This is a genomic window from Faecalitalea cylindroides (assembly GCF_028321995.1).
In the GTDB taxonomy this organism is placed as follows: domain Bacteria; phylum Bacillota_I; class Bacilli_A; order Erysipelotrichales; family Erysipelotrichaceae; genus Faecalitalea; species Faecalitalea cylindroides.
Genome location: NZ_JAQLXG010000003.1, coordinates 41,349 through 54,566, shown reverse-complemented (window position 1 = coordinate 54,566; position 13,218 = coordinate 41,349). Strand labels below are relative to the sequence as shown.

Genomic DNA, 13,218 nt, shown 5'->3' with positions numbered 1-13,218 from the left:
GAGCATTTTTTCTTTTTTTAGGCTAAAATATGAAAGATGTAGAAAGGAAAAACAAAGTGTCAATAGAAAGAGTAAGAGAAGAATTTAGTTTGTTAGGAATTGATGATCGTATTGTTGAACTCGATGCAAGCAGCGCTACGGTAGAATTGGCAGCAAAAGCTTTAGGATGTGAACCTAAAAATATCGCAAAATCTTTGGCTTTTTTAGTTGGAGATCAGCCTATCTTAATTGTCGCAAGTGGTCATGCCAAGATTGATAATGCCAAATATAAACATTATTTCGGCAAGAAAGCTAAGATGATGCATGGAGATCAGGTTGAAAAATATATAGGTCATGCAGCAGGTGGAGTCTGTCCTTTTGGACTGAATGAAGGTGTCAAAGTTTATCTCGACGATTCTTTAAAAACTTTACAGTATGTATTTCCAGCTTGTGGCAGTTCGAATTCCTGTATCAAATTAACAATAGAAGAACTAGAGCGATATAGTCATTTTATTGAGTGGATCGATGTATGTGGATAAGAGAGGGGAAAATGGAGAAAAAAACTAGATAAGGAGATACCAGTTAGTAATATCAGTGATGAAAAACTTTATTGTTTGAATGGTCGCGTTCCTTTAAAAAAGGCAATTCCTTTTGGCTTACAGCATGTTTTAGCAATGTTTGTATCAAATTTAGCTCCAGTTTTAATTGTTTGTTCTGCCGCATTTATTCAAGGGACTAATGAACATTTAACACCAGCCGAGATTACTGAAATCTTACAGTGTGCCATGTTTGCTGCAGGACTGGGAACGATTATGCAATTATATCCAGTATGAAAGATAGGATCAAAATTACCGATTGTGATGGGTGTCAGCTTTACTTTTTTAGGAAGTCTTTTAGTGATTAGCACTAATCCAGATCTTGGTTATGAAGGCATGGTTGGTGCTATTATCATGGGTGGAATCTTTGAAGGAATAGTTGGGTTAAGTGCTAAATATTGGAGAAGATTTTTAACTCCCGTGGTATCAGCCTGTGTTGTCATTGCAATTGGTTTATCTTTGTTATCGGTAGGAATGGATTCCTGGGGAGGAGGCAGTGGCGTCGAAGATTTTGGAGCATGGTATCATTTATTTGTTGGAACGTTTACTCTAATCGTGTGTCTGGTTTCGCGTTATTTACTAAAGGGTGTGTATAAAAACTTGAATATCTTGGTTGGTTTAGTTTTAGGGTATTTAATGGCTACTGTTTTTACCGTAAGTGGTATTGCTCCAATGTTAGACTTTTCATCAGTTTCACAGACGATTTCTCAGGTCGGATATTTCAGCCTTCCAACACTCGTCTTTTTTACAGAACATAAACCAATTTTTGATATTGGTGCTTTTTTCACAATCGCAATCGTATTTCTTGTATCTGCTGCCGAAACAACAGGTGCAACAACGGCTGTTTGCACGGGAGCTTTACATCGTGATATCAAGGTGGAAGAATTACAAGGATCGTTGGCCGTGGATGGTTTTTCAAGCTCTATTTCCGGTTGTTTTGGTTGTTTGCCTTTAACCTCATTTTCACAAAATGTTGGTCTTGTGACAATGACTGGAGTAATCAATCGATTTACGATTTGTATAGGAGCTTTAATTCTAATTCTTGCTTCTTTATTTTTACCACTTGGTGCTTTCTTTAATTTGATTCCTCAATCCGTATTAGGAGGATGTACAGTCATGATGTTTGGCTCTATCATGTATGAGGGTATCAAAATGTTGAAAGATTGTGTCTTTGATGATCGAACTATGATCATTGTATCTTTGTCATTTTGTATTGGAGTGGGTCTTACGCAAACCACAGGGAATTTTTTCTCAGCTTTCCCACAGGCAGTTGGTGATGTTTTTAATGGCAATGCAGTTGCAGGCGTATTTATTGTCTCGTTATTATTGAGCTTATTTTTGCCAAAAGAAAAAAATGAAAAATAATTCTCTTTACAAATCTTAGAAATTCAAGTAATATAGTCCTACGATGAGGGAGTAGTCTCACAATAGTGTGATTTAGCCAACAATCTCGAATGTAAATTCTGGCTAATCTTAAAGACAAGACTCGTCAAAGTTTTTCTTTGACGTATCTTGTCTTTTTTTAGGAGGTTTGTATGAAAGAATACCAAAAAAGTATACAGGAAGTCTTAAGTGAGTTTGATGCCAGTCGAAATGGTTTGACATCTTTTCAGGTTGATGACAGACAAAAACAGTATGGTCTAAATGAGATGGATCAGCAGGAAAAAGAAAGTCCGCTACAGATTTTCCTTTCCCAGTTTAAAGATTTACTGGTCATCGTTTTGATCGTTGCCGGTTTTATTTCTATGGCAACAGGAGAAATTGTGAGTTCAATCGTAATTTTTATCGTTATTACGATCAATGCTATTTTAGGAACTGTTCAAACTTTAAAAGCTAGAAAGTCTTTGGAAAGTCTTTCTAAGTTATCAATGCCACATGTTAAAGTTATTCGTGATGGTCAGCTTCATCAAATCGTTTCCAATGAATTAACGATTGGTGATCTTGTTTATGTCGAAGCGGGAGACGTAATCGAAGGAGATGGCCGTTTGATCGAATGTGCTAATCTACAAGTGAACGAAAGTGCATTAACTGGAGAATCTTTGCCACAAGAAAAACAACTGGAAGTGATTGCAGGGGAAGTGGGGATTGCCGATCAAACGAATATGGTATTCTCCAGTGGTCTGGTTACCAATGGAACTGGTAAATATATTGTTACCAAAATTGGTATGAATACGGAGATTGGAAAAATCGCAACTATGTTAGAAAACGCTAAAGAAAGAAAAACACCTTTACAGTTAACATTGGAAGATTTTTCTAAAAAATTGACAATCAGTATTTGTGTAATTTGTGCCATCATTCTAGCTATGAATGTTATCGTTGCTCATGAAGATATTTGGGATGCCTTATTGATTGCAGTTGCTTTGGCAGTGGCAGCAATTCCAGAAGCATTAAATTCTATTGTAACGATTGTGTTATCTATTTCTACACAGAAAATGGTTAAAGAACATGCAATCATTAAACAATTAAATGCAGTAGAAAGCTTAGGCTGTGTATCTGTTATTTGTTCCGATAAAACAGGGACCTTAACTCAAAATAAGATGAAAGTCATGGAACTATTCTTGAATAATGAAGTCATCAAACCGGAAATGCTGGATGTGAAAGATCATAGCCATGATGTGTTGTTGAAATCATGTTTGTTGTGTAATAATGCAGTATCGAATGGATCCACTCAAATTGGGGACCCTACTGAAATTGCCTTGTTAGATTTATTTGATCGTTATGGTGAAAAAGATGCAGATTACCATGTTGAAGCGATTCGAATCAAAGAACTTCCTTTTGATTCAACACGTAAGATGATGTCTATTAACTCGGAAAACCACCTTTATACAAAAGGGGCTGTAGATGTTATTTTGGATCGATGCGATCAGATTTTGATTCATGATAAAAAGCGCCCAATTACTGAAGAAGATATTAAATTGATCAAAGAGCAAAATGAAAGTTTTGCCAAAGAAGGACTTCGTGTATTGGGCTTTGCGTATAAAACGATGAAACCAAAAGAATTAAGTTTGGAAGATGAAAACAATTTAACGTTTGTAGGTATGGTTGCTCAAATGGATCCACCTCGTCTTGAAAGCAAGAATGCAGTTTCTAAGTGTAAGATGGCTGGTATCAAACCAATCATGATCACAGGAGATCATATCATTACCGCAACTTCAATTGCCAAAGAGATTGGAATCTTTGAAGATGGGGACATTTGTTTGGAAGGAAAAGAATTGGAAACAATGTCGGATTCGGCTTTAGATGAAATTTTATCAAAAGTATCCGTATATGCGCGTGTTGCTCCAGAACATAAAATTCGTATCGTAGAAGCATGGCAAAAACGCAATGAGATCGTTGCCATGACCGGAGATGGTGTCAACGATGCTCCAGCCTTAAAACAGAGTGATATCGGAGTAGCGATGGGTATTACCGGTACAGAAGTTTCAAAAGACGCAGCCAGCATGATCTTAACAGATGATAACTTTTCTACGATCGTTAAGGCTGTTATTACCGGAAGAAATGTGTACGCTAATATTAAGAATTCCATTACGTATTTATTGTCAGGAAACTTCTCAGCTATTTTAGCCGTTGTCTTTACTTCATTGGCATTGATGCCAACACCATTTATGGCAGTTCATTTATTGTTTATTAACTTAATTACCGATTCTTTACCAGCGATAGCTATTGGAATGGAAAAAGGAAAAGATGATGTGTTGAAACAAAAACCACGTAAGCGTGATGATTCAATCTTGAATGCGAAAACAATGATCAAAATTGGCTATGAAGGTTTGATCATATTTTCCGGTGTTATGGCGGCTTACTTTATTGGATTGCAGACAAGTGATCTTATGGCAAGCACGATGGCTTTTTCAACTCTATGTCTTTCTCGTTTGTTGCATGGTTTCTCTTCAAGAGGAAATGCTCCATTCTGGAAATTAGGTAAGAATGAATCTAGTATTTATGCTTTCTTAACTGGTGCTGTACTTCTTGTGCTGATTTTATTTATTCCAAATATGCACGGATTATTCTCAATTGGTCCAATTACTTTAATACAATTCTTTATTGTTGTTGGATTATCATTAGCAACTTTTGTTATTGTGCAGATTACCAAAGTAATTCAGTATAGAGGCTAAAGATATGAGTGATAAAAAACAAAATGCTGTAAAAACAGGAATCACGTTTGGCAGTGCATTAGCTATGGTCATTAGTTATACGACATGGAAATCTGTCGGATGGGCCATTTTTCATGGTTTATTGAGCTGGGTATACGTTATCTACTTTATTTTACGTTACTAGAATACGATTTAACTTGCTCAAAATGTCGGTGTTATCGTATAATACATGCATAAAACAGTGAAAAGAAGAGTAGTATCTTGTGATTGTTTCAAAGAGAGCGATTGTATGGTGAAAATTCGTAGCATAGCAGATATGAAGATGGTCTTGGAGTTTCTCTTTTGAGACGTAAGTTTAGAAAGGGACGTATTTCGACGTTATCGAATTGAGGTGCATTGTGCACAAACTAAGGTGGTACCACGAAAAGCTTTCGTCCTTTGATGGAAGCTTTTTTTATAGAAAGGAAATGAAATTATGTGTAAGAAAGAACCATTTTATTTAACAACGGCAATTGCCTATACTTCTGGACGCCCACACATTGGGAATACTTATGAAATTATTTTGAGCGATTCTATTGCTCGATTTAAAAGAGCACAGGGATATGATGTTTTCTTCCAGACAGGTACAGATGAGCATGGTATCAAGATCGAAGAAAAAGCGCGTGAAGCAGGTGTAAGTCCTCAGGAATTCGTAGATAAAGTAGCAGCTCAAATTAAATCAAACTGGGATCTGATGAATACAAGTTATGACTATTTTGTACGTACTACAGATGATTATCATGTAAAACAGGTACAGAGAATCTTTAAACGTCTTTATGAGCAGGGAGATATTTATAAAGGAGAATATGAAGGCTGGTATTGTACTCCTTGTGAAAGTTTCTGGACTGAATCTCAATTGGTTGATGGAAAATGTCCGGACTGCGGTCGTCCTGTAAAAAAAGCCAAAGAAGAAGCCTACTTCTTTAATATGCAAAAATATGCAGATCGTTTGATCCAATATATTGAAGATCATCCGGATTTTATTCAGCCAGAATCTCGTAAAAATGAGATGTTAAATAACTTCTTGCGTCCAGGGCTGCAAGATCTTTGTGTATCTCGTACTTCATTCAGCTGGGGTGTTCCAGTGGATTTTGATGATAAACATGTTGTTTATGTTTGGATCGATGCTCTAAGCAACTATATCACGACACTTGGATATGATGCTCTTGGTGAAAGTGATGAAAAATTCCACAAATACTGGCCAGGAACACATATCATTGGAAAAGATATCTTGCGTTTCCATACGATTTATTGGCCAATTATTTTAATGGCTTTGGATCTACCTTTACCTAAGAAAATCTTTGGACATCCATGGTTATTGATTGGTGATGGAAAAATGTCTAAATCAAAAGGTAATGTAATTTACGCAGAAGATTTAGTAGAACACTTTGGTGTCGATGCAGTTCGCTACTATTGTTTGCATGAAATGCCTTTTGCTCAGGATGGAACAATTACCTGGGAACTTGTAGTAGAGCGTATCAATTCAGATCTAGCCAATATCCTTGGAAACTTAGTATCTCGTACGATCGCCATGTCAAATAAATATTTTGGCGGAATGATCACAAATCCACAGGTAAAAGAAGCTGTGGATGAAGAGTTGATTTCTTTAGCTGAAAGCACAAAATCAAAAGTAGAATCGAAGATGGAACAATTCCGTGTTGGTGATGCTTTAGATGAAATCTTTACATTATTAAGAAGAACAAATAAATATATCGATGAAACAATGCCTTGGGCTTTGGCTAAGGAAGAAAATAAGAAAGATCGTCTTGCGACAGTATTATATAACTTGTTAGAATCTATTCGAATCAGTGCTGTTCTTTTGGAAAGTTTCCTGCCTGAAACAAGTCAGAAAATCTTGGATTATCTTAATACTTCTAAACGTGACTTTGATTCTATTGATACATTTGGTCAATTGGAAACTGGAATTCAAGTGGTAAAGAAACCAGAAGTTTTGTTTGCACGTATTGATGAAAAAGATTTTATGGAAAAACTAGCGAAGGAAAAAGAAGAAAAGGCAAAAGAAGAAAATGAGAAAGAAGAAAACTTGATTACGATCGATGATTTTGCCAAAGTTGAAATGAAGATTGGTACAATTGTGGATTGTAAACCACATCCTAAGACAGACCGCTTATTGGTTGAACAGATTGATCTAGGGGATGAAGTTCGTCAGGTTGTCAGCGGTATTGCCAAATACTATAAACCAGAAGATTTAATTGGTAAGCAGGTTGTTGTGGCAACAAATCTAAAACCAGTAAATCTTAGAGGCGTAGAGTCTAATGGTATGATTCTTTGTGCAACGAATGATAAAGAGCTTTCATTTTTAACAATTGAAAAAGAAGTGAAGAATGGATCTAAAGTTTCTTAATCATGAATGATAAACAAAAAGCTTTATTTAAACAGATACAGCTTGCTGGGTTAGGTATTGTAATTGCGGTATTTGGATTCTTCGTGAATCATACAGCTTTGATGATCATTGGGGCTGGTGTATTTATCTTTGGTATCGCTCGAACGATCCTAATAAAAAAGTTGATCGATGAATTAGAAGAAGATGATTGATCTTCTTCTTTTTATATGAAAAAGATCATATCACTTGGATATGATCTGGTTACTTGTGTAATTTCATATAGCTTGTTAGTCCGTATGCCGCTTTGGCTTTGGTAGCAGCATTTACGATTGCCATTTCAATGGCTTTAGTAGCCATAATACCGACAACATCAGGATCTGCTTTTACTTTTTTAGAGCCTAAGGCAAAAATCGTATCTCCATCATTAGATGTATGTACTGGGCGAATGCAATGAGCATAGCCATTATGGGCAACACTGGCAACTTTATTCATTTGCGCTTTGGTTAGATCAGCGTTTGTAATGATGCAACTGATCGTTGTATTAGCCATTGGATCTTTCATGATCTTTTCATACATTTCTAAAATGGCTTCTTCAGAATTGATTTCTAGATTGTTTTCTTGATCATAGATTCCAGCAATTCTCTTATCAGAATTAGGGAAATAAATGTCACCGCATGCGTTTAATGCAACGATCGCACCTACTTTTAAATCGTGTACTTGATATGCAGCATAACCTAGACCGGTTTTCATGGCTTTATCAAATCCTAAAAATTTACCCACACTAGCTCCTGTTCCGGCTCCTACATTGCCTTGTTCCGGCCTGTTTTTTTCTGCGTTGATACATGCTTGATAACCCATTTTTTTATCTGGGTATGCCTTTGGATTTGCTACGCTACAGTCAAATAAACTTGCTTGACATACAATAGGAATGGTGATTCCTTTCATTGCAAATCCTATATCATGCTCACTAAGATATTGCATGACACCACTGCTTGATTCCAGACCAAAGGCACTTCCTCCACTTAATACAACTGCATGGACTTCTTCAACCATATTTTTAGGATTTAATAAATCGGTTTCACGAGTTGCAGGTCCACCTCCTCGAACGTCAACTCCAGCAACGGCTCCTTCTTTTGAAATGATGACTGTACATCCTGTGGCGTTTGTATCATCCTGAGCATGTCCTACTTGAAAACCTTCGATGTCTGTAATGTTGATTTCTTTCATTGTTTTGGTTCCTTTTCTACTAAATCATAGATATCTTTTCGACGAATCTTCCAAAATGGCATTCGCTTACGAATTTTATCGATCATGGCTAGATCAATATCATAGACGATGTAATCATTTTGGTTGGCATCGATCAATACTTTTCCAAATGGATCACAAATCAAAGAGTGTCCATATGATTTAAATTGTTTATAAACATAATGCTGAGGATTTGCCCCGACGATGAAGACTTGATTTTCCATTGCTCTTGTCTGTAAAAGCGGTTGCCAATGTGCTTTTCCTGCACTTTCGTTAAAAGCGGCAGGGCAAAAAATCACTTTTGCCTGCTTCATTGCCAGTAATCTTGTCTCTTCGGGGAAACGAATGTCATAGCATACTAAGATACCAAATCGTCCGTATTTGGTATCAAATGTTTTGATTGAATTTCCTGGAGTGAACACTTCGCTTTCGCTGTAAAGCTTATGTCCTTCGATATTTACTTCAAATAGATGCATCTTATCATATTGACAAATGTGCTTTCCATTTTCAAAAATATGACATGTATTGTAAATCTTATTGTTTTCTTTTCTGGCAATTGTGCCTCCTATGATAATGATCTGGTGTTTTCTAGATTCTTCCTGTAACAGTTGATAGCATTTGTCATGTGTTTTGTAAGACAGCAAGATTTGTTCATTATCGTAGGGCGCATTCCACATTTCATTTAAAACAATGATTTCAGCATGTTCTTTTATGCATGATTGTATGTGTTTTGCGACAAAGGAAAGGTTTGCCTTTATATCAGAGCTGACTTTCACTTGTATGATACCTATTTTCATATTTATTCCAACTTTTAAAAATCTACGATTTTCGTATCATCATTATAGCAAAACTATTACTTTTTTACTATAATAACTATATCAGTAGTCAGCAAAGGAGAGATATTATGGCTATCGTTAAATTGGCTCCAGCTTTTAAAGATTATTTATGGGGTGGAACAAAATTAAAAGAGTCTTATGGAAAGAAAACAGATTTAGATATCGTGGCAGAAAGTTGGGAGCTTTCTACACATCCAGATGGTGAAAGTGTGGTAACTACTGGACCTTATGCAGGAATGAAATTATCTGAATACGTTAATGCCTTAGGCAAAGATTGTCTTGGGACAAAGGGGAATGCATTTGAATTTTTCCCAATTTTGATCAAATTCATTGATGCGAAACAACCATTATCTATTCAGGTTCATCCGGATAATGAGTATGCATTACGTGTTGAAAAAGAATACGGAAAAACAGAAATGTGGTACGTATTGGATTGTGAAGAAGGCGCTTCTCTTTATTTTGGTGTAAACAAAGAAGTGACAAAAGAAGAGTTTGCTCGTCGCATTCAAGATGGAACATTATTGGAAATCTTAAAAAAAGTTCCAGTTCATAAAGGTGATGTGTTCTTCATCAAAGCTGGTACGATCCATGCGATTGGGGCAGGTATCCAGATTTGTGAAATTCAACAGAATTCAAATACAACATATCGTGTATTCGATTATGGACGTGTTGGCAAGGATGGAAAACCTCGTGAACTTCATATTGAAAAAGCAATTGATGTTTCTAATCTATCTCCAATTGAATCAGACTTCAAGCCATGTGGTCCTCAAACAACAAATGGAGATGCAAAGACTGTCATGTTAGCAACATGTGATTTATTTACAACATACGAAACAACATTAAATGGTTCAACGACATTGAACGTAGATAAAGAAAGTTTTGGATCAATCGTAGTTCTTGAAGGCGCTGGCACAATCGAAAATAATGGTGAAACACTCACTTTTGCGAAAGGAGATTCAATTTTCATTGCAGCTAACAGTGGTGAAGTTAAGATCACTGGAAATTGTCAATGGATCTACAGCAGGGTTTAATACCCTGTTTTTTTAGAAATGATACGTGAATTATTAAGTTGGTATGATGTAAATAAAAGAGAACTACCATTTCGAAAGGATAAAGATCCGTATCGAATCTGGATCAGTGAGATCATGGCTCAACAAACTCGTATTGAAGCAATGCTTCCTTACTATGATCGGTTTATTGAAAAATATCCGGATGTCAAATCATTAGCCAATGCTGATGATGAAGAACTTCATAAAATGTGGCAAGGCTTAGGATATTATTCCAGGTGTCGAAATTTAAAGAAGAGCGCTATTGAATGTATGGAAAGATACGATGGAAAACTGCCAGGATCCAAAGAAGAATTAGTTAAACTTCCGGGAATCGGTCCTTATACAGCAGGCGCAATAGCTTCAATTGCGTATGATGAAAATGTCAGTGCAATTGATGGAAATGTCATTCGTGTCTTTTCTAGATTATATGATATTCATGAAGATGTAACACTTTCTAGTACAAAGAAGAAAATCGAAAAACTTGTGAATGAAAGTTTACCAGGCTCAGAATATATCAGTGATTATAATCAAGCTTTGATGGAGTTGGGAGCTTTGATTTGTATTCCACAAAATCCGCGTTGTGACAAATGTCCGTTACAAAATGAATGCGAAGCAAAAGATCCTTCATCTCTTCCTGTCACACCGCCAAAAAAGGGAAGACCTTGTCTTGAAAAACAAATTTTTATTTGGGTGTGTGACGAGAAGATTCATTTGAAGAAAAGAGAAGAAAAAGGCCTGTTGCATGGATTATATGGCTTTGATGAAACAAAACCGGAAAACATTATAAAAGAAATACGTTTAAATCCATATTCACATATCTTTTCACATGTAACATGGAAAATGGATGCCAAGGTTGTCTATGTAGATTCATGCGTAGATACATGTTTTTACACCCTTGATCAGATTGTTGAAAAATACGCAATACCTAGTGCTTTCAAACCGTTTTTAGATGAAATTATCGATAGAAAATTAGTTAAGTATAAGCCCTGAATGTAGGGCTTTTTTCTTTACAACATCTTAATACGGATATTGTTGATTTTTGGTATAGCGGGCATATAATTTACTTAGTAATACTAAGTAGGTGATGCGATGAATCCAAAGTATGAAAGACAATTAAAAAAAGGTGTATTGGAAATGCTGGTCTTAAAGCTTTTATCAAAAGAAAAGATGTATGGATTTCAATTGATTCAAAAACTCCAGTTATGTAACAGCAAGTATTTCTCATTAAAGGAAGGTACTTTATATCCGATTTTGTATCGTTTAGAAGATGATGGTTTAGTAAAAAGTGAAAAGATCGTAAACAAACCTAAAGAGCTAGCCAAAAAATATTATGTAATCACAGATCAAGGTGTTGAAGTTTTAAAGGAATTAGAAATTCTTTGGAAAGATTTTTCTAAGGAAGTATCAAAGATCATGGAGGATTAAGGATATGAATAAAGAAAAATATCTGCATAAAGTAATCAAATATCTGAGCTGTTCAAAAAAAGATAAAAAACGCATTTATGAAGATTTAAATTCGGATATTGATGAAGCTTTAGAAAATGGTGAAAGTTGGCAGGAGATTGAAATGCGATTTGGCAATCCAAAAGATTTAGCTGATGAATTGATGGAAAACTTGGAAGTGGATACAAAAGGCAGACACAAAAAGCTTTGGATTGGTTTGATTTGCGGTGTATGTGTTGTTGTAGCTATTGGTTTTCTAGCTTATAAGATGTTTATTCCAACGACAATTTTGTTAAAGGACTCCACATATTTTGATTATGATGAAGTTCATGATAAAGCAATGGAAGTGATCGAATATGCATCGAATGATGATTATGAAGCCATTGCCAATATAGGAATTGATGAATTTAAACAGGATTCTGTTAAAGAACAAATTAAAGAGACAATGACTATGATGAAACATGGAGCCTTTTTAAAAATTTCAAGTGAGCAGTATGTAGAGAATTCAACATTGACTTCTAAATATGCAGCTGCTTCGATCACGGTAATGTATGAAGACAATGCGATCACGTATACTTTGGCTTTTGATGAAAATTTGAATCTAAGCGCTTTCTATATGAAATAGAGATGATTTATATGACTTTGATTAAGAAACTTGCATTAACGATAGTTTTATTGAATGTTTTGATATTTTTATTAATTAATTTGATTTATACAGATGATATTTATCTTTTCTATAATGGTGTATCTATGGAGAATAATTTTAATAAACCATTTTTGGCAATCGGCTATCCAATGGTTTCAATTTTTATTTATTATTTTCTTTCCCATATGCCGGTATATCTATTTTCAAGTTCAAAAATGGTATGGGCTTTTAAAGGAACGATAGCAGTCTTAGATAATGAGAAAAATAGGAAAATTATTCAAAAAAGAGGAAAAGAATTATTCGAACAAGAAAATGTGTTGATTCAAAGCATAATTCTTATGGCAAGTTTTCAAGTCTTATTTCAACAAAATATCTCCAGTGTTTTTGTGTATAGCTGTCTAGGATTGATAATGGTTGCGATGGTGCGTACAGTGTATCTGATTCATAAAGAAACGATGTTTTCCTGAGGTGTAGAAATCATGAAGAAAATGATATTTTGTACATTGTTTATAACTGCAGTAATGTCGATTATGATCTTGATCATATATCAAAATGATATAGTGTGCATTACAATTCACTAGGACAAGCAGATGTTTATGCTCCTGCATATCAGGTGATTTTCTTACCACTATTCGGCGTTTTAATACATTTTTTGTTTTCTAGAATAAACAAGAGTCACGTGATCAAAGGTGAATCAATTCAATTGTTTCAATATCGTCTTCCTATAATGGTGACAAATAATAATGCATATAAGGTGCAAAAAGTGATTTCTGATTTTATTTGGAGCATTGATTTAGTGATTCAATTGATCATGTTATGGGTAACATTTATATTATTGATTCAAAAGAATATATGTTCATGGATGGGGTATATCTTTATTCTATTCATAGTTTTAAGTTTGATTTTATTTATATATCGTTTATATCGATATACATATCGATTCGATTAGG

The 13,218-nt window shown here is 35.1% G+C and carries 13 protein-coding genes, 1 pseudogene and 1 other annotated feature; of the genes and pseudogenes, 12 read left to right on the top strand and 2 right to left on the bottom strand.

The window, feature by feature from the left end; translation table 11 throughout:
• Nucleotides 1-29 precede the first annotated feature (29 nt).
• The 6 genes and pseudogenes from PND65_RS02655 (at nt 30) to PND65_RS02630 (ending at nt 7,261) form a co-directional block, all read left to right on the top strand.
• Entirely contained in the window at nt 30-518 is a 489-nt protein-coding gene (locus PND65_RS02655) for a YbaK/EbsC family protein (RefSeq protein WP_430734185.1), read from the top strand.
• A gap of 75 nt (nt 519-593) precedes the next feature.
• Nucleotides 594-1,940: pseudogene (locus PND65_RS02650) on the top strand (uracil-xanthine permease family protein).
• 170 nt (nt 1,941-2,110) lie between these two features.
• Nucleotides 2,111-4,687 (top strand): cation-translocating P-type ATPase, encoded by a 2,577-nt coding sequence (locus PND65_RS02645; RefSeq protein ID WP_271990171.1) that lies wholly within the window; start codon nt 2,111-2,113, stop codon nt 4,685-4,687.
• 4 nt (nt 4,688-4,691) lie between these two features.
• The gene (locus tag PND65_RS02640; RefSeq protein ID WP_022355473.1) at nt 4,692-4,850 is read left to right on the top strand and encodes a hypothetical protein; all 159 of its coding nucleotides are present in this window, start codon (nt 4,692-4,694) and stop codon (nt 4,848-4,850) included.
• 48 nt (nt 4,851-4,898) lie between these two features.
• Nucleotides 4,899-5,108, top strand: a binding site (T-box leader).
• A 33-nt stretch (nt 5,109-5,141) separates the two neighbouring features.
• Nucleotides 5,142-7,070: a methionine--tRNA ligase gene (metG, locus tag PND65_RS02635; RefSeq protein ID WP_271990169.1), complete on the top strand. Its 1,929-nt coding sequence runs from the start codon at nt 5,142-5,144 to the stop codon at nt 7,068-7,070.
• Between the two features lie 2 nt (nt 7,071-7,072).
• Nucleotides 7,073-7,261, top strand: a complete 189-nt coding sequence (locus PND65_RS02630) for a hypothetical protein (protein ID WP_015536181.1) — start codon at nt 7,073-7,075, stop codon at nt 7,259-7,261.
• Nucleotides 7,262-7,310: 49 nt separating this feature from the next.
• Here PND65_RS02630 and PND65_RS02625 read toward each other — a convergent pair whose 3' ends face one another.
• Nucleotides 7,311-8,276, bottom strand: a complete 966-nt coding sequence (locus tag PND65_RS02625; protein ID WP_195294354.1) for a P1 family peptidase — start codon at nt 8,274-8,276, stop codon at nt 7,311-7,313.
• Nucleotides 8,273-9,091, bottom strand: a complete 819-nt coding sequence (locus PND65_RS02620; RefSeq protein ID WP_022355477.1) for a nitrilase-related carbon-nitrogen hydrolase — start codon at nt 9,089-9,091, stop codon at nt 8,273-8,275. The genes PND65_RS02625 and PND65_RS02620 overlap by 4 nt, the downstream gene beginning before the upstream one ends.
• Nucleotides 9,092-9,198: 107 nt before the next feature.
• On the opposite strand from PND65_RS02620, the gene PND65_RS02615 reads away from it, so the two are divergent.
• From PND65_RS02615 to PND65_RS02590, 6 genes are all read left to right on the top strand, one after another.
• Complete coding sequence (locus PND65_RS02615) at nt 9,199-10,161, top strand: type I phosphomannose isomerase catalytic subunit (protein ID WP_015536176.1); 963 nt, start codon at nt 9,199-9,201, stop codon at nt 10,159-10,161.
• Nucleotides 10,162-10,179: 18 nt separating this feature from the next.
• On the top strand, nt 10,180-11,169 hold the full coding sequence (gene mutY, locus PND65_RS02610; protein ID WP_022355479.1) for an A/G-specific adenine glycosylase: 990 nt from the start codon (nt 10,180-10,182) through the stop codon (nt 11,167-11,169).
• 99 nt (nt 11,170-11,268) lie between these two features.
• Nucleotides 11,269-11,604, top strand: coding sequence for a PadR family transcriptional regulator (locus tag PND65_RS02605; RefSeq protein WP_015536175.1), 336 nt, complete (start codon nt 11,269-11,271; stop codon nt 11,602-11,604).
• Between the two features lie 4 nt (nt 11,605-11,608).
• Nucleotides 11,609-12,247: an HAAS signaling domain-containing protein gene (locus PND65_RS02600; protein WP_271990167.1), complete on the top strand. Its 639-nt coding sequence runs from the start codon at nt 11,609-11,611 to the stop codon at nt 12,245-12,247.
• An 11-nt stretch (nt 12,248-12,258) separates the two neighbouring features.
• Entirely contained in the window at nt 12,259-12,735 is a 477-nt protein-coding gene (locus tag PND65_RS02595; protein WP_271990165.1) for a hypothetical protein, read from the top strand.
• A gap of 95 nt (nt 12,736-12,830) precedes the next feature.
• Entirely contained in the window at nt 12,831-13,217 is a 387-nt protein-coding gene (locus PND65_RS02590) for a hypothetical protein (protein ID WP_271992394.1), read from the top strand.
• Nucleotide 13,218 lies beyond the last annotated feature (1 nt).

What these genes read in the sequence shown, in the direction of transcription:
- PND65_RS02655 (WP_430734185.1), top strand. Translation starts at nt 30, where the DNA reads ATGAAAGATGTAGAAAGGAAAAACAAAGTGTCAATAGAAAGAGTAAGA.
- PND65_RS02620 (WP_022355477.1), bottom strand. Translation starts at nt 9,091, where the DNA reads ATGAAAATAGGTATCATACAAGTGAAAGTCAGCTCTGATATAAAGGCA.
- PND65_RS02595 (WP_271990165.1), top strand. Translation starts at nt 12,259, where the DNA reads ATGACTTTGATTAAGAAACTTGCATTAACGATAGTTTTATTGAATGTT.
- PND65_RS02600 (WP_271990167.1), top strand. Translation starts at nt 11,609, where the DNA reads ATGAATAAAGAAAAATATCTGCATAAAGTAATCAAATATCTGAGCTGT.
- mutY (WP_022355479.1), top strand. Translation starts at nt 10,180, where the DNA reads ATGATACGTGAATTATTAAGTTGGTATGATGTAAATAAAAGAGAACTA.
- PND65_RS02645 (WP_271990171.1), top strand. Translation starts at nt 2,111, where the DNA reads ATGAAAGAATACCAAAAAAGTATACAGGAAGTCTTAAGTGAGTTTGAT.
- metG (WP_271990169.1), top strand. Translation starts at nt 5,142, where the DNA reads ATGTGTAAGAAAGAACCATTTTATTTAACAACGGCAATTGCCTATACT.
- PND65_RS02640 (WP_022355473.1), top strand. Translation starts at nt 4,692, where the DNA reads ATGAGTGATAAAAAACAAAATGCTGTAAAAACAGGAATCACGTTTGGC.
- PND65_RS02615 (WP_015536176.1), top strand. Translation starts at nt 9,199, where the DNA reads ATGGCTATCGTTAAATTGGCTCCAGCTTTTAAAGATTATTTATGGGGT.
- PND65_RS02605 (WP_015536175.1), top strand. Translation starts at nt 11,269, where the DNA reads ATGAATCCAAAGTATGAAAGACAATTAAAAAAAGGTGTATTGGAAATG.
- PND65_RS02625 (WP_195294354.1), bottom strand. Translation starts at nt 8,276, where the DNA reads ATGAAAGAAATCAACATTACAGACATCGAAGGTTTTCAAGTAGGACAT.
- PND65_RS02630 (WP_015536181.1), top strand. Translation starts at nt 7,073, where the DNA reads ATGAATGATAAACAAAAAGCTTTATTTAAACAGATACAGCTTGCTGGG.